Origin of the sequence: Oceanobacillus jordanicus (assembly GCF_022095695.1) — a bacterium.
Lineage (GTDB): Bacteria > Bacillota > Bacilli > Bacillales > Amphibacillaceae > Oceanobacillus_B > Oceanobacillus_B jordanicus.
In genome coordinates this window covers 26315-43298 of record NZ_JAIFZM010000008.1, presented here as the reverse complement: position 1 = coordinate 43298, position 16984 = coordinate 26315, and the positions used below count along the sequence as shown (strand labels likewise).

Sequence of the window (16984 nt, the reverse complement as noted above, 5' to 3'; positions counted from 1 at the left end):
AAAGTGATAGAAAAAAGCCAAAGAAGTTCGACCCATCGTACAGTTCGATCTCATTTGGCTTCTGATATGTTATTTTATAGCTGCTTCTAGTGCTATTTCCATCATTTCATTAAAGGTGGTTTGGCGTTCTTCTGCTGATGTTTCTTCACCAGTAAGAATGTGGTCTGAAACTGTAAGAACAGAAAGGGCTTGTCGGCCATACTTAGCAGCCAATGTATATAAAGCCGTTGTCTCCATTTCCACTGCCAGCACTTTGTAAGCAGCAAGTAATTCATTTACTTCCTTCGCATTATCACGGTAAAAGGTATCACTAGTAAATACATTTCCGACACGAAGATTTAATCCTTTTTCCAATCCAGCGTCATATGCATTTTTAAGAAGTTCAAAATCTGCAAGTGGCGCATAGTCAATCCCTTGGAATACCATACGGTTCATTTGTGAATCCGTTGTGGAACCTTGTGCTAGAATAACGTCGCGTACCTTTACATCCTTCTGAATGGCACCACATGTTCCAACACGAATTAGCTTCTTAACATCATAGCTTTGAATTAACTCATTTACATAAATAGAGATGGAAGGTACACCCATTCCTGTACCTTGTACGGAGATCCTTTCTCCTTTATATGTACCTGTGAAACCATACATACCACGAACCTCATTATATTGTGAAACGTCTTCTAGGAAGTTTTCCGCAATAAATTTAGCACGTAGCGGATCTCCTGGAAGTAATATTTTGTCAGCGATTTCTCCTTGTTTAGCTCCTATATGGACACTCATTGTTTACCCCTCCAATTTAATTTGCAACATATATCAAATAAACGTTATCATAACCGCTCTTTAAAAACAAATGAATTAAAAAATATGGGCTTTTTTGTTTCAAAAAGTTTTGTTTTTGTATATAATATATTTAGTTCAGTTATTCACTTATAATGAACGTTGTACTAGAGAATAGTACATACTATGAATATTATGGTTGGAAGGATGATACACAATGAAAGAACAAACATTTACTATTACTGCTGATACAGGAGTACACGCACGCCCAGCTACACTTTTAGTAAACAAAGCTGGACAATTTGAATCAGAAGTAGAGGTTTCATACAATGGCAAAAATGTAAACCTTAAATCCATCATGGGTGTTATGTCACTTGGAATTCCAAAAGGTGCTGAAATTAAAGTGACTGCAAACGGTAGTGATGAAGAAGATGCACTTAAAGGTGTAGAAGAAGTAATTAAAGAACATCTTGGTGAATAATTTTACATGTAAAAAAAGCTGTTCCTTCCAAAAAATTGGGAGGGCAGCTTTTTTTATTAACGAACATAGGCGATATGTTAGCCAATCACTGTCTAAGCATATTCCTTTTCAAGACGTTCTATTGCTAAAAGAGCTTCGCGGTTATATGCTGTGTCCTCTTGTAACAATTTTTCCTTATATTTTTGAACTGCTTCTTGTAAGGAAATCTTGTATTCCGGTATATCACTTTCAAAAGCGTGTACTGCAGGTTTTTTTACATTCATTTTCTCATGAAAGGCAAGTGCTTTTCGCTCATGGAAAAAGACCCCTTCGGTTTGATTAGGGTTATGCAGATCCCCTTGTATAGGATGTTTCACAACAGCTAGGACTTCTACAAGAAACTTATCACCACGATCTTCTATAATTTTTCCCAAGTAGGTACCTGATTTATAATGTGCCTTTACCTTGTCACCAATTTGTTTATCCGTCATATATATTACCTCCTTCTATTATTTTGCCAAAAATATCACAGTTTAGCGAACATTATTGTTTGCCATTTGGTTATCTTATTTTATTTGCTATAATGATACTCAGAAAGGCGTGAAGCAAAATGATGCCATTTTTATATTTTCCAGAAGATAAAACAGAATATATACCTGCCGTCATCACACTTATCATCTTTATGATTGCTGCATGTGTTGTGATGTACCTCTTGTATAAACGGTCAAAGAAAGAGGAAAAGGCATTTAATGAAAGTTACAAAGAGACTTTAACCGAGCAACAGGGCAATAAGGAAAATTAAACATTTCCTATGCCCAATTCATTAAAATAAACGAAGTGGCGAATACTAAGTTAAAATGACCATAAAGGAGTATTTCGTATGCGCTTCGTTTTTTTTATTGTTTTACTTTTCCTTACTGCTTGCCAATCCAATGCTGCTGAAAAAATGAAAACAGTTGATATGTATAATGTGTCTGGTGATATGATAGGAACAGTTGCTTTAAGTGAGCAAGCTGATGGTATTCAAGTAAAAGTAAAGCTAGAGGGACTGGAACCCGGCTTCCATGGCTTTCACGTACATGAATATCCAATATGTGAAGCTCCTGATTTTACAACTGCTGGAAACCACTATAATCCTGAAGGAAAAGAGCATGGGCTAATGCATCCAGAGGGGCCACATCTTGGAGACTTACCAAATCTTGAGGCAGATGCCGGTGGACTAGTAGATGCTGAATTAATGCTGGCTGGAGCAACCCTAATGGAGGGTAAGAACTCTTTGTTAAAAGAAGACGGAACATCCTTTATTATACAGGAAGGCCCAGACGATGGACTAACACAGCCGGGGGGCGCTGGTGGGCAGAGAATTGTATGTGGAGAATTAAAAACGAATCCTGATGAAGAAAAGAATGAGGAGTCACCAACAGATCCGACTGAGTTTAATGAAGACCAAGAAGAGTAGTAACAAGCTTAAAAAGGAAGATAAAAGGCCGAGCGAATTCAACATTCTACGTAGAATTAGAATTCGCTCGGCCTTTTTCATTGTAACTATTTTGTTTGGATAGCCTGAATAATCCGTTGTACACCCTCTTCAACGGTTGCTTTAGGACAGCCAATGTTCATCCGCATAAAGTGTTTTCCCTCTTCACCATATTCTATTCCGGTATTCAGTCCCACTTTAGCTTTTTCAATCATAAACTTTTTCAATTCTTTCTCATCCATACCCAGCTTCGTACAATCAATCCATAGTAGATACGTTCCTTGGGAATCAATAACTTCTAGGTCACTTGCATGTGCTGCAAACATTTCCTTTACATAGGTTTTGTTGTCATAAAGGACCTGTAAAAGTTCATCAAGCCATGGACCACCGTGCAAATAGGCCGCTTCTAAGGCGGTATTTCCCATTATATTTAACATATGGGCACCTTGCTTGTTAAAATGCTCTTCAAGCGTTTTTCGCTTTTGCTTATCTGGTGTCACGACATAGGATGCCTGCAACCCAGCGAGATTAAAGGTTTTAGATGGAGCCATACACGTGATGGTTTGATGCGCAATTTCCTCTGATAATGAGGCAATAGGGATATGTTTGTTCCCAGGAAAAACCAGATCACCATGTATCTCATCTGAAATTATAAGAACATCATGTTTGACACATAGTTCCGCCAACTTTGTTAGCTCTTCTTTTGACCATACGCGCCCAACTGGATTATGTGGTGAACAAAGAATAAATGCCTTTACACCTTCTTGTAATTTCTCCTCAAAATCAACGAAGTCAATTTGATACGTATTTTCTTCGTAAAGTAGCGGGTTTTTCACAACCTGTCTGTCATGGCTTTCTACTACCTTATAAAAAGGGGTGTAGACAGGTGTTTGAATTAATACTTTATCGCCAACTTCTGTGAAGGCTTGAATGGCCATATGTAAACTGGTTACCACACCTGGACTGAAAGATAGCCATCCTTGATCAATTTGCCAATTGTGGCGTTCCTTTAACCATGACTCAATTGACCGCTTTACGGCTTGGTCTACGATTGTGTAGCCATATATACCATGCTTTGCCCGATCAATAATAGCTTGATTGACCTCTTCAGGCGCCATGAAATCCATATCAGCAACCCACATTGGCAGGACGTCTTCTGTCTGAAAGACGGGGTGAAGCATATCCCATTTTACTGATCTTGTATTTTTTCTATCATGTAATATATCAAATTTTCCCAATGTTGTTCTCCTCCTTACAAAATTCAATTATACTAAGTATAGCAAACTTGATAACAGAACTGCATGCTCGCTGTTTTTAAAAATAGAACAAAAAAAAGCAAAGCGTTCAGAACGCCTTGCTTACAGGGGGAATACGAGAAAGTCTTACATTGATAGTATTACCCAGCATTTTAAAGTTTAAAACATAGTTTTTATTATTATTTTTACGTTTTTCTTGAAAGGAGTATTGAAATGGCAGGTAACTGGGGAGAAAGAAAGCATGAAAACAGTTTTAGTAAACAGACAAAATCGAAAAAATCCCACTATATTTTAGGGTTTATAATAGTTTTTATAGTTAATGCTACTGTAGCTACTATAGTTGGTGTAATGAAGCATAAAAAGACTGTAGAAAAAGAGCTTTCTATTGAGGAATTCTTTTCGCAGGAGAAATTAGCTTTCCGTGAATCATTAGGGGTAGAAAATACGAATGCTTTCCCACAAGTAGAGGAAGCGCAAAGCATTGTAGAATCCACTGAGAAGAAAGTCAGCGGAGATGAATTGAAAAACACCAAAAAAGAAATAGAGCAACTATTATCAACGCCCGCCATGTTAGTCGAAACATTTAATAAAAACGAAAAGTTTGACTTGCAAGCATACGAGGATTTGCAAGCGGATAGAACCGACTTTCTACAGTCTTTTAATATGTACCTACTTGAAGCAATAGAAAATGCGTTACAAGAAGATTTTACTCAACAATCTGAAAAAACATTCGAACAAATGCAGAAAGGGGAAGCGACAGGTGTTGAAGATTTAGATAATTTGATAAAGGCCCTTGAAACACATGGCTATAAAATGGGGGACTACGGTGTCGATCAAGATCCACAATGGCTACTTGAACATATTGGAAATTGGGAGGGCATCCAAGGGGATAAGGCCTACCTTCAACTTTTAACAGATAAAGAAACGGCTACCGGAGCAGCATATGAAGAAATGACGTTGTTATCCATGGAGGAAATCTCCGTAACATTATTAAAGCTTGAAGAGATTTATAATACATATAAAGATGATGATCTCTCATCATGGGCGACGTTGAGATTAAGTTGGCATGCCACCGAACTTCTTGGGCTGTATATCAGAAGCGATACTGACTTGGAGGAAAGTAAGTCTGAGTTGGAGGGTTTTTTAGCAAACCATCAAGATTCCATCTATTGGAGTATCATTGACAAAGCAGTACAAGATTACAGATCAAATGATTGGCAACATACTGATTACAGCTTTTCGAATAAACTAATCATTATGTTTGATGACACGTTTTCAGGCGTTCGGGAAGATGATATTACAAATGCAAACCGTTGGCCATTACATAAACAGACATTAGATCATTTTGATTTACTTACAGAAAAAAAGGATCAAGACTTTCTAAACGATTTATCTCCAAAACAAGTTGTTTCTCTTTACATGTATAGCATAGAGGAGGGGCAAGTAGACGATACAATAACGCTATATGATGCTTCTACTATAGAGGATGGAATGGCTAGTTTAAGGCAGGAGATGCTACGTCAATCTGCAGCTCATTTCTGGCTGGATTTGGCTTATGAAACAGAATATGTGGTGGAAAGGAAGAATAAAAAAGAAGCGACAGTTTTCTTCCTAAAGAATGCAGATTCGCCGAATGAGATAGCGATGAAGTTTATATTGCGAAAAACAAATGAAGGATGGAAACTACTAGATATAACGGCAAAATAAAAACCCCAAAATGGGGTTTTTATTTTGCTATATAAAAGAGTTTACTTTAATCGGTTTTCAAGCTCTGCTTTTTCTTTTTCAAAACCTGGCTTACCAAGTAGGGCGAACATGTTTTTCTTGTATGCTTCTACTCCTGGCTGATCAAAAGGATTCACACCAAGTAAGTAGCCACTCAAGGCACATGCTTTTTCAAAGAAATACACAAGGTAGCCAAATGTATATGCATCCAGCTCTGGAACTTCTACGATTAAGTTTGGAACATCACCATCTGTATGGGCAAGAAGTGTACCTTGGAATGCCTTATCATTAATTTCGTGAAGTGATTTACCAGCTAGGTAATTCAGGCCATCTGAATCATTAGATTCCTCTTCCACAATGACTTCCTTTTTCGATTTACTGACATGTAGAACTGTCTCAAATAAATCTCTTCTTCCATCCTGTACGTACTGTCCAAGAGAGTGAAGGTCTGTAGAGAAGTTAGCAGATGAAGGGTAGATTCCTTTTTGGTCTTTCCCTTCACTTTCACCAAATAATTGCTTCCACCATTCTGCAAAGTATTGTAGCTGTGGCTCATAATTAATTAACATTTCAATGGTTTTGCCTTTATTGTATAGGACATTTCGAACAACAGCATATTGATATGCAGGGTTTTCCTCAAGAGAAGAAGTGGATAGATCTTTCTCTGCAGCCTGTGCACCTTCCATCATGCTGTCAATGGAAACGCCACTCACTGCAATTGGCAATAGTCCTACAGCTGTAAGAACAGAATAGCGTCCACCTACATCATCAGGTATCACGAAAGTTTCGTAGCCTGCTTCATCAGCAGATGTTTTTAGTGCCCCTTTTTCACGGTCTGTAGTTGCATAGATACGTTTTGTAGCTTCCTCGACACCATATTTTTCTTCAAGGAACTTTTTAAAAATGCGGAAGGCAATTGCCGGCTCTGTCGTTGTACCACTTTTAGAGATAACATTGATGGATACATCTTTATCTTTTAGCACATCAAAAAGCTCGTTCACATAAGCTGAACTCATATGATGTCCAACAAAGATAACCTGTGGTGCTTTCCTGTCTTCTTTAGAGATCAAATTCTGGAAGGAGTGGGTAAGCATTTCAATCGCTGCTCGGGCTCCTAAATATGAACCTCCAATACCGATTACGAGTAAAACATCAGAATCTTGTCTAATTTTCTCGGCACTAGCTTTGATACGGCTATATTCCTCTTTATCATAATTACTTGGTAGATCAATCCAACCAAGATAATCATTACCTGCTCCAGTTTTATTATGTAATGCTTGGTGTGCAGTCTCAACGAAACCTGCCATGTTATTTATTTCCTCTTTGTTGAAAAATGATAATGCTTTATCATACGCAAACGAAACATGTGTCACGTTATTTCCCTCCTTGATTCTTGTTTCAATGTTCAACATTTACTTTACCTAAGCGTTGGGGTTAAATCAAGAAAAGTACCCTGCATATTTCTTTACGGAACTGTAAAAACTAGTCACGATCACTAGAAAAAGGAGGATACAAAAATGAATGGTTTACAAAGAGCAGCCTTAGCGCTGACAATTATTGGAGCTGTTAACTGGGGACTAATCGCCTTATTCCAATTTGATTTAGTGGCAGCTATTTTCGGTGGAGGAGAGCAAAGTGCAGCCTTAGCCAGAATTATTTATGGATTGGTTGGTATTAGCGGCCTTGTGCTCATTCCATTGCTATTTAAAACAGATGAGGCTTTTTCAAAACAAAGAGAACCCGACCGTGTTGATGGTTAATCCTGAACATAAGTAAGTCGCTATACAAATTAGAAAAGCTTGCATGCACTCGTCTTTTAGCGAATGTGTAGGTTTTCTTATACTTGGGACTTCGAAATTCCAGCGAGATTGTCATGGCTTCCTGGCTGAATTTCAAACATTCCCAACGTGTAAAAAAAAGGGAAACTCAAGTTTGAGTTTCCCTTTCTAATGCGTGTTCAAAAAGGAGGATAAAAAGGACCGAGAAGTTCGAGGCGGCGTAGCTTTGAGTACCAGAACGTATTGTATTAATACGTGAGGAACGGAAAAGCAAGCCAACGAGCTTCCACAGGATGTGGTGACTTCGACGTTCGACACAGGACGTGTCGGAATTTAGTCGAAGGTCATCAGTACTGATGTGTCATTTTAACTGGACTTTTTGAACAACCTCTTCTACTTATTTCTTAAATGAGTCACGTTCTTCAGATTGTTCAATCCATTCTTCAAGCTTGTCTTTTAGTGTGTTAAAACCAGCTGAATCATTGGTATGTTGAACTGCTGCAGTTTGTTGCTTACGTGGCTTCGGTGCTTTTTTTGGTGCTTCTTCTGTAGCCCGGATGGATAAAGAAACTTTGTTCTTTTCTTCATCAATAGTAAGAACTTTAACTTTTACTTCATCGCCAGTAGTTAGATGTTCGTTAATATCCTTTACAAAGCCATGTGTTACTTCGGATATATGAACTAAGCCCTGTGTTTCCTCATCTAACGCAACGAAAGCACCGTATGGTTGAATGCCTGTTACCTTACCATCTAATATTTGACCAACCTCAAATTTGTTTGTCATGCTGAACAACTCCTATATACATTATTCGATTCATTTCACACAATATATTATTTTAGCATAATAAACAGGTTTAGGCAAAATATAAGAAAAACAAAGTAGAAAGGGATGTTAAGAATGGTACCATTAGACTCAAAAGTGGAAGAGAGAATTTATCCGTTATTTGTATTGGAAGAACTTTTAAAACCAGAAGGCTATGTGATTGGTGCGAATTGGGATTATGATAATGGTTACTTTGACTTGAAAGTGGATGATAAGGGGGCATATTATTTTTTGCGTGTGCCTTTTTATGCCGTAGCAGGTTCTCTGGATTATCCCGGGGTCACGGTTCGTTTGGAAAAACCCTTCTTGTTGGCGCATGAGTATGAGTCTGGGAATGATCAAGATAGTCGAAATGGTCCATTTCAAGGTATGGTTAATCAATTCCAGACACCGACAAACCCAGATGCAGATGTTCCTGCAGAATATATTGAGATCGGTAAAAGCCTCGTTCAAAAACTTGAGGCGCTAATTCTTCCAAGCGACCAATGAAATTACAATGTCGCCCTGCTTTAGTACAAAAGTGGGGGCACAATTCAAATAATAGTCATGGTTACGTATAATCCCGAGTAAAATATGTTGCTGTTTTGTTTGAATGGTAGAAAGTTCACTAAATGTCTTTTCGTGCAGGTCCTCGGTGATCTTCGTATGATGGAATTGCTGTGTTTTCATTAGCTGTAATAAGTCTTCAAAGGGTGTAGAGGATGCTGTATGAGATAATTCATGATAAAAAAGCCCAGACATAAAATCATTCGTGCGAATAATCGTCGTAGCACCAGCTCGCAGTGCGTTTTCTATCTGTACCCTTGTGAGGATCTCGGCAATAATGAGTACGTGTTTATTATTTCCTCTTATGGCCACGGTTGATAGAATTGTATCATTATCCGCCTGTCTTTCGTTCTTTGCAGAGATGTCTGCTGAAATGAGGACACGTTGAGCCAGCGAAATGTTTGCCTTTTTGAGGGTGTCATCCTCCGTAGGATCTCCTTTTATAAAATGCACAGGATAGTGACGATATTCTACAGACTTTAGTGTGCGGTCAATTAAGACAATTTGGGTGCTGGGACTATTTGCAATGGTCAAGTCGATCAGTCTGCGGGTGCGTTCATTCCAGCCAATAAAAATGTAATGATTATTCCCTTTAAACTGAAGTTTTCCTTCCAAGAGATCCTTCTCATGCTGTACCGTGGCTGCTGACAAAGTGGTAATATAGAATGCTACGAGTCCTCCACCTGACAGAATTAGTGTGATTGCCACGATTTTCCCGGGCATAGTTAGAGGAACGTAATCTCCATAGCCAACTGTTGCTCCTGTAACAATTGCCCACCAAATTCCCTCGAATACAGTAGGAAACTGATTTGGTTCCACTAAATGAATGATGGTACCGAAAAAAAGCATAAGGGCAGTAATACTCAATAGCAGTCTGAAAATAACTGGTAATTGATGGTACACTTGTTTAATAAATCGAACACTCATATGCTCACCTGTTGTTCCTTTTTACTTTTAGTATGGACACAGGCTTTTAAGGTGTATACAAAAAAGCTGACAATAATTTGCCAGCTTTTTCTATTACTTAGATAGGGTTCCTTTTAAACTGTTATAAACTTCTTCCCAAAAATCATGATTGTCACGGAACGATTTTGTCATAAAAAGAATCATTTCGTTAAATTTCACTTTATAGTCAGACGCATCCTTTTCTGGGAGTTTTGCCTGTGACTCATTTACGAATGCTTGTATCTTTTCTGCCCTCGGTCCCCATTTTGCAACTTCATTCCCTTCTTGGTCCAGAAAGATGATAATAGGGATGGATCTGGATTTTCCATTTGTTAAATAGTTATCCATCAGCTCCAAATTCTGATCACGAAGTAACATACGAACATCAATGTCACCTGCTTCAGCAATATGAAGTAGTATTGGAATGTTAAGCATGGCATCGCCACACCAGTCTTCCGTTAAGACAATGGCACGTAGTTGCTCTTTCTGCAATCGTGTGAAAAACGCAGTATCCTCTGGTAAAGAAAAAGTATCGTATATATAAAGAAGGTTTTCCTTATGCTTTTCCATTGATTCTATATACATATCTGGAGACATTCCTTTTTCAAACCACGTATTCAGATTCATTGCTATCTGCTCCCTTTTTTATATTTACTTTGAGTGTATCCATAATAAAATGATACGTAAACTAAAGTGCTCTTTATTTGATTATTTGCTATTATAGTAAAAGAAGTAATTGAAGGAGGAATAATAAATGGAAAATGCAAACCGTGATTTCCTATTAGAACTGTTACATACAGCATCACCGTCGAGTAATGAAATGGAAATTCAAAAGAAATGGATTACCTATGTAAAGGAATTTGCAGATGAAATAAGAACAGATAATGCAGGCAACGCAATTGGTGTTTTAAATCCTGACGCTACATTTAAGGTATTGCTTGCAGGGCATTGTGATGAGATAGGTCTTGTTATCAACCGAATTGATGAAGAAGGATTTTTGCATTTCGATAAGATGGGTGGCATAAATCCCAAGGCTGCAGTAGGCATGAAAACAACAGTACTGGGCTATAACAAAACCGTAACAGGTGTGATTGGTGTGAATGCCCAGCATCATGGTGGCCTAAAAAACGACTTTGGATTGGAAGATTTATTTATTGATTGTGGCTATCAATCAAAAGAAGAAGCTGAAAAAAATATTCAGATTGGAGATCTAGCTGTTTATAAAACAGAACCAGAAATTTTAAAGGATCGTTATGTTGCCGGCCGTGGTTTGGATAATCGCACTGGTGCATTTATTGTTGCTGAAGTATTAAGGCGTTTAAAGGAAAGAGGATGTTCTGTAGGTGTATATGCAGCAAGTACAGTTAATGAAGAAACAAATATGGGTGGAGCTTATTTCGCTGCGGCAGGTATTCAACCGACTATGGCAATTGCTTGTGATGTTACCTTTGCAACAGATTATCCTGGCGTAAACAAAAACAAACACGGTGAAGTGAGACTTGAGAAAGGCCCTGTTTTAGCAAAGGGTGCGCCGATTAATATTAAAATAAATAAACTGTTGGAAAAAGCTGCAAAACGTTTAGAAATGGCTGTTCAATATGAATTGACACCGAGAATGACTGGTACGGATGCAGATAAAATGAGATTAACTGGAGCGGGTGTTCCGGTGTCGCTCGTCTCATTACCATTACGGTACATGCATTCTCCGGTGGAAACTGCGAGCTTGAAAGATATTGATGAAGAAATTGAACTATTGGTTACAATGCTTGGATCGCTAACAGGAGAAGAAAGCTTAAACCCATTAGAAGATTAATTCTCTTGTAATAACAAAAGATGTTTGCAAAAAGTCCATCAAATGCTATTTTCTGCAAAAACGAGATTAGATAGCGTCTAGTTCGAAAGATTCATTTGTTAACTTTAAGGTGAAGATAGATGGATGTTTAGTTAAATAAATAGCTGCAAAAGTCCTTTTGTTTCTTTCATAAGAAATAAAAGGACTTTTTCAATTGGTTCGACAGGGTAATTTGATTCATTTTTAATATTATTGCTAAGTAAAATACCTTTTGCTAAACGTTATAATTCCTATGATGACGGGCTTGGCAGGGTGTGGGAGAACAGTTCTCTGATAGTCTTTAGTCGTTGGTCCTATGAACTCTGGAGGAAAAACTGCGACTATTTAATTAATTTTGAAAATTCAGTATATAATCGACATGAATCGACACAAAACAAGCTAGGCGCTAATTATACTTACATTAACAACATAGATTCTACAAATCCCACCACTGACATCATTGAACCCGCGTAAGAAACAAAAGGGAGAGGAGGCAGTAGGTGTTTTTTTGCTTAGCAAAATCTGTTTTACAAATTGAGGGGAGGAAATAGTTTGAAAACAAAGAAGAGGCGTCAGACGAAAGCATTTAGTATTGCTGCGTCCGTATTAATGACTTTCTCATTGGTCACACCAGGCTTGGCCAGTGCCGAATCAAACAACAAGCTGCATCAGTCTGTTAATGAGTCATCAAGTTCGGTTGTACAAAATAAGGTAACAGATCGATTGCTTGATACGTTTAAGAAAGACGATAAAGTTACCTTTCTCGTAAAGTTTGCAGAAAAGGCAGATACGGCAAAGGTAGCGGAAGAAGCTAAGAAATCTACAGCTAAAGCAAACCTTTCGGCACAGAAGGCAGAGCTGGCACAACGTTCAGCAGTCGTTGCCGAATTAAAAGCGACATCTCTTACTTCTCAACAAAATGTAAAAGACTTTCTAGAATCACAATTGGATTCAGGGAAGGTAGAGGATTATAAATCTTTTCATATAGTAAACGGTATGTCTGTTACTGCTACTAAAGAAGTGGCCGAAAAAATAGCCACATTTGCGGAAGTTGAAAAGATTTTGCCAAACGAAAATCGTGAACTGTTTACAACCGTTACAGAAGACGCGAAAGCACCTACTTCCGATATCGCCAATGTAGAATGGAACGTTGAAAGAGTTGGCGCGCCAGCTGTCTGGGACATGGGGTTTGATGGTTCTGGCGTTACAGTGGCAAGCATTGATACAGGGGTTCAATATGATCACCCAGCACTACAAGAAAAATACCGTGGTTATGATGCAAGTACGGGCGAAGTCAACCATGATTATAACTGGTTTGACGCTACTGCAGGTGAAGAAGCACCGTACGATGATCAAGGACATGGTACACACGTGACGGGTACAATGGTAGGTAGTGAGCCAGATGGATCTAACCAGGTTGGTGTGGCACCTGGTGCACAATGGATCGCTGTTAAAGCATTTACAGCAGCTGGTGGGACAGATGTAGATTTACTTGAAGCTGCGGAGTGGATTTTAGCTCCTACAGACTCAGAAGGTAATGCACGTGTTGATATGGCACCAGATGTCGTAAACAACTCGTGGGGCGGTGGACCTGGATTAGATGAATGGTACCGTGATGTTGTTACTAACTGGAGAGCAGCGGAAATTTTCCCTGAATTCTCTGCAGGTAATACTACATTGACGAACCCAGGCGGACCTGAATCAATTGCAGTACCAGCCAATTACCCAGAGTCATTCGCAACTGGAGCTACTGATGCGAATGATGCGCTGGCAAGCTTTTCATTACAAGGACCTTCTCCTTATGATGAAGTGAAACCGGATATTTCTGCACCTGGAGTGAATATTCGCTCTAGTGTACCGGGTGGAGGTTATGAAGGTGGCTGGAATGGTACTTCAATGGCAGGACCAGCAGTAGCTGCAGTGGTTGCTTTGATAAAGCAAGCGGATGCTAGTCTAACTGTAGATGAAATTGAAGAACTTATCACCACTACTGCCACACCATTAACGGATGGTAACTTTACAGAAGTGCCAAACAATGGTTATGGATATGGCCTTGTAAGTGGATATGACGCAGTATCATCCCTTGTTACTGGATTAGGAACACTTGAAGGTCAAGTTACAAAAGAAGGAGAAGATACGGAAGCGCCTACTTTTGAACATGAAGCACCTGCAGAATCCTACATTGGAATGGATCTAGGTTTATCCATTCAAGTTATGGACAACATCAGTGTATCCTCTGTTCAGCTTGAGTACACCGATCATAATGGGGATACTCAAACAATTGATGCTGATCGAATTTCTGGTGACTTCAAAGATGGAGAATATACAGCTACCATTCCTGGAGACCACATTGATGGTGACTCCCTGACTTACAGCTGGAAAATTAACGACTTTGGAAACAATGAAGTTTCCAGTGACGAGTATGTTGTAACCTTGCACCCTGGAATCTCTGTTGGTTATTCAGAGGACTTTGAATCAGAGGCTCCAGGCTGGACAGTATTCGGAGAAAATAACAGCTGGGAACGCGGTGTTCCAACGTCAGGGCCGGAAAGTGCTGTATCCGGTGAGAACGTATATGCAACAAACCTAGCAGGAACTTATGATAGTAATGCCAATACAACACTGGTTATGCCTCCCGTTGACTTACCAGAAGGAGAATCATACTTACAATTCAGTCAGTGGTACAACATAGAAAATAACTGGGATTATGGCCATGTGTTTATTTCAACAGATCAAGAACAGTGGACACAGTTAGCTAGAATAACAAATGTATCTGAGGATTGGGAAGAGGTTGAACTAGACCTATCCGAATACAGTGGGCAACGTGTTTACATTGGATTTAACTTAACTACAGATGGCTCTGTTGTCAAAGATGGTTTCTACATTGATGATGTTAAACTAGCTGACACTTCTGATAGTGCGAGTGCTTCTGTAAAAGAAACTAAAGGCAAAACTAAAGGTGAGAATAAAGGTGCCATCAGCCTGAATAATGGGCAGATGGGAATTGCAGGCTTTAACAATGCACTTGGAGTAATAAAGAGTGATAAAAAAGCTTCTTTAAAAGAAAAAGTAAATCCGGCTAAAATTGCTCCACTAATGCCGGAAAAGAAAGATAAGCCAGAAAAGGATCCAATAAGCCCGGTATTGTTACCTATGAGTGCACAAGTAAGTGTGCTTGAGAGTGGAAGAACAGTTAATACGGATCCAGAAAATGGCTCGTATTCTTTACTTCATGCTGCAGGTGAGTTTACTGTTAAAGCAGAAGCTTATGGATTTGAGTCAGAAGAACAAACAGTCACAATAGAAGGTGATGAAAGCACAACTGCTGACTTCACGCTAGAAGAAGTTGCACAGCACACTGTAAGTGGTACCGTGACAGATGCGGCTACTGATGAACCAGTGGAAGGTGCTACTGTAATAGTAGTGGAAGATGCAAATATTGCACCGGTAGAAACGGATGCAGAAGGTAATTATGAATTAACAGCTTATGAAGGCAACTATACGCTGAAAATCTTAGCTGCTGGTTACCATGGAACAGAAGTAGAAGTTAATTTGGAGGATGGCGATGCAGAAGCAAACGTCTCTCTAGAACCTTTCTACACTGTACCAGGTGGGGAAATCGGCTATGATGATGGTACCCCTGAAAACGCACGTGCTTTCTATGATGCAGGAAACGGCTGGGCAGTAAAAATGTCACTACCAGAAGGCGAAGAATCTGCTGTCGTAACGGACGGTGTATTCAAATTCTGGGATGAAGAATTTCCTTCTCCAGGTGGAACAGAATTTGCAGTGGAAGTTTGGGATGCCTCTGGTACAGATGGACAGCCTGGTGAGAAGCTAGCTGGACCAATTTCTGCTGAAGCAACCCGAGATTCTAGTACTTGGACTGTTGTAGACTTATCAGAGCATGGAATTGTTGTAGAGGGTGACTTCTACATGGTTTATGTCCAAACACAGCCAAATACTGCCGCACCTGGCCTTGCAACAGATGAAAATGGGCCGAATGCAGAAAGAAGTTATCAAATGGTAGGAGGAGCTTGGTCTCCGTCACCAGCTGCTGAAGGTAACTATATGATTCGTTCACGTGTAAGTTATGAAGCAGAAACACCGGTAATTACCTCTCCTGCAGAGGATCTAATTACAAATGAAGCAGAAATCACTGTAGAAGGAACTGCTTCATCAACAACTACTGTACAACTTCTTAACAACGGAGAAGAAGTTGGGTCTGCTGAAATAGGTGAAGAAGGATCTTTCGCTATCGATGCAGAATTAACAGAAGGAGAAAATGAGCTTACTGCTGTATCTCTACTAGATGGTACAGAAATAGGTGAATCAGAACCGGTTGTCGTAACATTGGATACAGAAGCTCCTGAATTAACCATTGACAGCCCAGAGGATGGGGACAAATCTAATCGTGAGACAGTTACTGTAGAAGGAACTGTATCTGATGCTAACCTAGACTTTGTAGAAGTTAATGGACAGTCTGCAACTGTAGAAGATGGTACGTACTCTAAGCGGATTCTGTTAGATAACGGGGAAAATGAAATCGAAGTTATCGCACACGATCTTGCCGGTAATACGACATCTGAAACAGTAACAATTGACGTTAAATACGATGCGCCTGAGATTGAGAATCTAACACCAACTGAAGATAAAACACTAAAAGCAGGCGAAAGTGTCAAAATTGAATTTGACAGTGAGCCTGGGTTAGACGCAACTTTCGCTATCCATATGCCACTAACAAATGCAAAGAGCAGTGTATCTAATGCTACAGAATTGCCTATGATGGAAACCTCAGATGGGCACTATGTAGGTTACTGGACTGCGACTAGCAATGTTGAAGCAGATGGTGCTGTAGTAGAAGTGAAAGTTAAGGATGACTATGGAAATGAAACAAGGGAACAGGCGGACGGAAAACTAATCATTAACGTCGACTGAACCAATTAATGTAACAAGGTGTGTAGCCTAGGCTACACACCTTGTTTTTTTGATAAAGATTATAAGTGTAGATGAGGTTCAGGTATACTAAACAAAGGTTTCTCAAACTACATATAAGGAAACGAAGCAAAACACTTTTCAAATTTCGTAAACTCACGTATACTATTAATATAATTTAATAATCGATTCCATCTTCGGGGCAGGGTGCAATTCCCGACCGACGGTAAGAAGCAATTTCATGCTTTAAGTCCGTGACCCGCAAATTTATTTGCGGCTGATCTGGTGCAAGTCCAGAACCGACAGTTACAGTCTGGATGGGAGAAGATGTCGAGCCGGAATTTAGTGCATATATTGCGCTTATTTTTCCTATGATTTTTTAAACATACCCTAAAGCCCCGATTAGGCTTTAGGGTTTTTTGTGTTTAAATGGA

The 16984-nt window shown here is 39.2% G+C and carries 15 protein-coding genes and 1 riboswitch; of the genes, 8 read left to right on the top strand and 7 right to left on the bottom strand.

Features of this window, described 5'->3' with window-relative positions:
* Window positions 1–69 precede the first annotated feature (69 nt).
* The gene (gene deoD, locus K3T81_RS10685; RefSeq protein ID WP_036574661.1) at window positions 70–777 is read right to left on the bottom strand and encodes a purine-nucleoside phosphorylase; all 708 of its coding nucleotides are present in this window, start codon (window positions 775–777) and stop codon (window positions 70–72) included.
* A gap of 214 nt (window positions 778–991) precedes the next feature.
* Here deoD and K3T81_RS10680 point away from each other — a divergent pair, with 214 nt between their 5' ends.
* Window positions 992–1255: a phosphocarrier protein HPr gene (locus K3T81_RS10680; RefSeq protein ID WP_036574659.1), complete on the top strand. Its 264-nt coding sequence runs from the start codon at window positions 992–994 to the stop codon at window positions 1253–1255.
* Window positions 1256–1347: 92 nt separating this feature from the next.
* Here K3T81_RS10680 and kapB read toward each other — a convergent pair whose 3' ends face one another.
* A complete protein-coding gene (gene kapB / locus K3T81_RS10675) occupies window positions 1348–1725 on the bottom strand; it encodes a kinase-associated lipoprotein KapB (protein ID WP_238019989.1) in 378 nt (125 codons plus the stop codon).
* A 119-nt stretch (window positions 1726–1844) separates the two neighbouring features.
* On the opposite strand from kapB, the gene K3T81_RS10670 reads away from it, so the two are divergent.
* Both K3T81_RS10670 and K3T81_RS10665 read left to right on the top strand, forming a co-directional pair.
* A complete protein-coding gene (locus tag K3T81_RS10670) occupies window positions 1845–2036 on the top strand; it encodes a hypothetical protein (protein WP_106897233.1) in 192 nt (63 codons plus the stop codon).
* A gap of 78 nt (window positions 2037–2114) precedes the next feature.
* Window positions 2115–2693, top strand: a complete 579-nt coding sequence (locus tag K3T81_RS10665) for a superoxide dismutase family protein (protein ID WP_238019987.1) — start codon at window positions 2115–2117, stop codon at window positions 2691–2693.
* 86 nt (window positions 2694–2779) lie between these two features.
* On the opposite strand, the gene K3T81_RS10660 is transcribed toward K3T81_RS10665, so the two are convergent.
* Window positions 2780–3949, bottom strand: coding sequence for a MalY/PatB family protein (locus tag K3T81_RS10660; protein ID WP_238019985.1), 1170 nt, complete (start codon window positions 3947–3949; stop codon window positions 2780–2782).
* A gap of 231 nt (window positions 3950–4180) precedes the next feature.
* Between K3T81_RS10660 and K3T81_RS10655 the strand changes: the two genes are divergently transcribed.
* Window positions 4181–5674, top strand: a complete 1494-nt coding sequence (locus K3T81_RS10655) for a hypothetical protein (RefSeq protein WP_238019983.1) — start codon at window positions 4181–4183, stop codon at window positions 5672–5674.
* A 41-nt stretch (window positions 5675–5715) separates the two neighbouring features.
* Here the strand turns inward: K3T81_RS10655 and K3T81_RS10650 are convergent, their stop codons facing one another.
* Window positions 5716–7065 (bottom strand): glucose-6-phosphate isomerase, encoded by a 1350-nt coding sequence (locus tag K3T81_RS10650; RefSeq protein ID WP_238019980.1) that lies wholly within the window; start codon window positions 7063–7065, stop codon window positions 5716–5718.
* A 144-nt stretch (window positions 7066–7209) separates the two neighbouring features.
* On the opposite strand from K3T81_RS10650, the gene K3T81_RS10645 reads away from it, so the two are divergent.
* Window positions 7210–7452, top strand: coding sequence for a DUF378 domain-containing protein (locus tag K3T81_RS10645; protein ID WP_238019978.1), 243 nt, complete (start codon window positions 7210–7212; stop codon window positions 7450–7452).
* A gap of 415 nt (window positions 7453–7867) precedes the next feature.
* On the opposite strand, the gene yugI is transcribed toward K3T81_RS10645, so the two are convergent.
* On the bottom strand, window positions 7868–8254 hold the full coding sequence (yugI, locus tag K3T81_RS10640) for a S1 domain-containing post-transcriptional regulator GSP13 (protein WP_238019976.1): 387 nt from the start codon (window positions 8252–8254) through the stop codon (window positions 7868–7870).
* A gap of 114 nt (window positions 8255–8368) precedes the next feature.
* On the opposite strand from yugI, the gene K3T81_RS10635 reads away from it, so the two are divergent.
* The gene (locus K3T81_RS10635; RefSeq protein WP_036574641.1) at window positions 8369–8782 is read left to right on the top strand and encodes a YugN family protein; all 414 of its coding nucleotides are present in this window, start codon (window positions 8369–8371) and stop codon (window positions 8780–8782) included.
* Here K3T81_RS10635 and K3T81_RS10630 read toward each other — a convergent pair.
* Window positions 8759–9766: a potassium channel family protein gene (locus K3T81_RS10630; RefSeq protein ID WP_238019967.1), complete on the bottom strand. Its 1008-nt coding sequence runs from the start codon at window positions 9764–9766 to the stop codon at window positions 8759–8761. The two genes, K3T81_RS10635 and K3T81_RS10630, sit on opposite strands and share 24 nt — an antisense overlap.
* A gap of 93 nt (window positions 9767–9859) precedes the next feature.
* On the bottom strand, window positions 9860–10411 hold the full coding sequence (locus K3T81_RS10625) for a thioredoxin family protein (RefSeq protein ID WP_106897225.1): 552 nt from the start codon (window positions 10409–10411) through the stop codon (window positions 9860–9862).
* 127 nt (window positions 10412–10538) lie between these two features.
* Here K3T81_RS10625 and K3T81_RS10620 point away from each other — a divergent pair, with 127 nt between their 5' ends.
* Both K3T81_RS10620 and K3T81_RS10615 read left to right on the top strand, forming a co-directional pair.
* The gene (locus K3T81_RS10620; protein WP_238019965.1) at window positions 10539–11597 is read left to right on the top strand and encodes a M20/M25/M40 family metallo-hydrolase; all 1059 of its coding nucleotides are present in this window, start codon (window positions 10539–10541) and stop codon (window positions 11595–11597) included.
* Window positions 11598–12167: 570 nt separating this feature from the next.
* Entirely contained in the window at window positions 12168–16553 is a 4386-nt protein-coding gene (locus K3T81_RS10615; protein ID WP_275949831.1) for a S8 family peptidase, read from the top strand.
* A gap of 186 nt (window positions 16554–16739) precedes the next feature.
* Window positions 16740–16883: riboswitch (FMN riboswitch) on the top strand.
* The last annotated feature ends 101 nt before the right edge of the window (window positions 16884–16984 follow it).

Bases quoted from the DNA above. Each gene is read 5' to 3' on its own strand.
- deoD (WP_036574661.1), bottom strand. From the start codon at position 777: ATGAGTGTCCATATAGGAGCTAAACAAGGAGAAATCGCTGACAAAATA.
- K3T81_RS10680 (WP_036574659.1), top strand. From the start codon at position 992: ATGAAAGAACAAACATTTACTATTACTGCTGATACAGGAGTACACGCA.
- kapB (WP_238019989.1), bottom strand. From the start codon at position 1,725: ATGACGGATAAACAAATTGGTGACAAGGTAAAGGCACATTATAAATCA.
- K3T81_RS10670 (WP_106897233.1), top strand. From the start codon at position 1,845: ATGATGCCATTTTTATATTTTCCAGAAGATAAAACAGAATATATACCT.
- K3T81_RS10665 (WP_238019987.1), top strand. From the start codon at position 2,115: ATGCGCTTCGTTTTTTTTATTGTTTTACTTTTCCTTACTGCTTGCCAA.
- K3T81_RS10655 (WP_238019983.1), top strand. From the start codon at position 4,181: ATGGCAGGTAACTGGGGAGAAAGAAAGCATGAAAACAGTTTTAGTAAA.
- K3T81_RS10645 (WP_238019978.1), top strand. From the start codon at position 7,210: ATGAATGGTTTACAAAGAGCAGCCTTAGCGCTGACAATTATTGGAGCT.
- yugI (WP_238019976.1), bottom strand. From the start codon at position 8,254: ATGACAAACAAATTTGAGGTTGGTCAAATATTAGATGGTAAGGTAACA.
- K3T81_RS10635 (WP_036574641.1), top strand. From the start codon at position 8,369: ATGGTACCATTAGACTCAAAAGTGGAAGAGAGAATTTATCCGTTATTT.
- K3T81_RS10630 (WP_238019967.1), bottom strand. From the start codon at position 9,766: ATGAGTGTTCGATTTATTAAACAAGTGTACCATCAATTACCAGTTATT.
- K3T81_RS10625 (WP_106897225.1), bottom strand. From the start codon at position 10,411: ATGAATCTGAATACGTGGTTTGAAAAAGGAATGTCTCCAGATATGTAT.
- K3T81_RS10620 (WP_238019965.1), top strand. From the start codon at position 10,539: ATGGAAAATGCAAACCGTGATTTCCTATTAGAACTGTTACATACAGCA.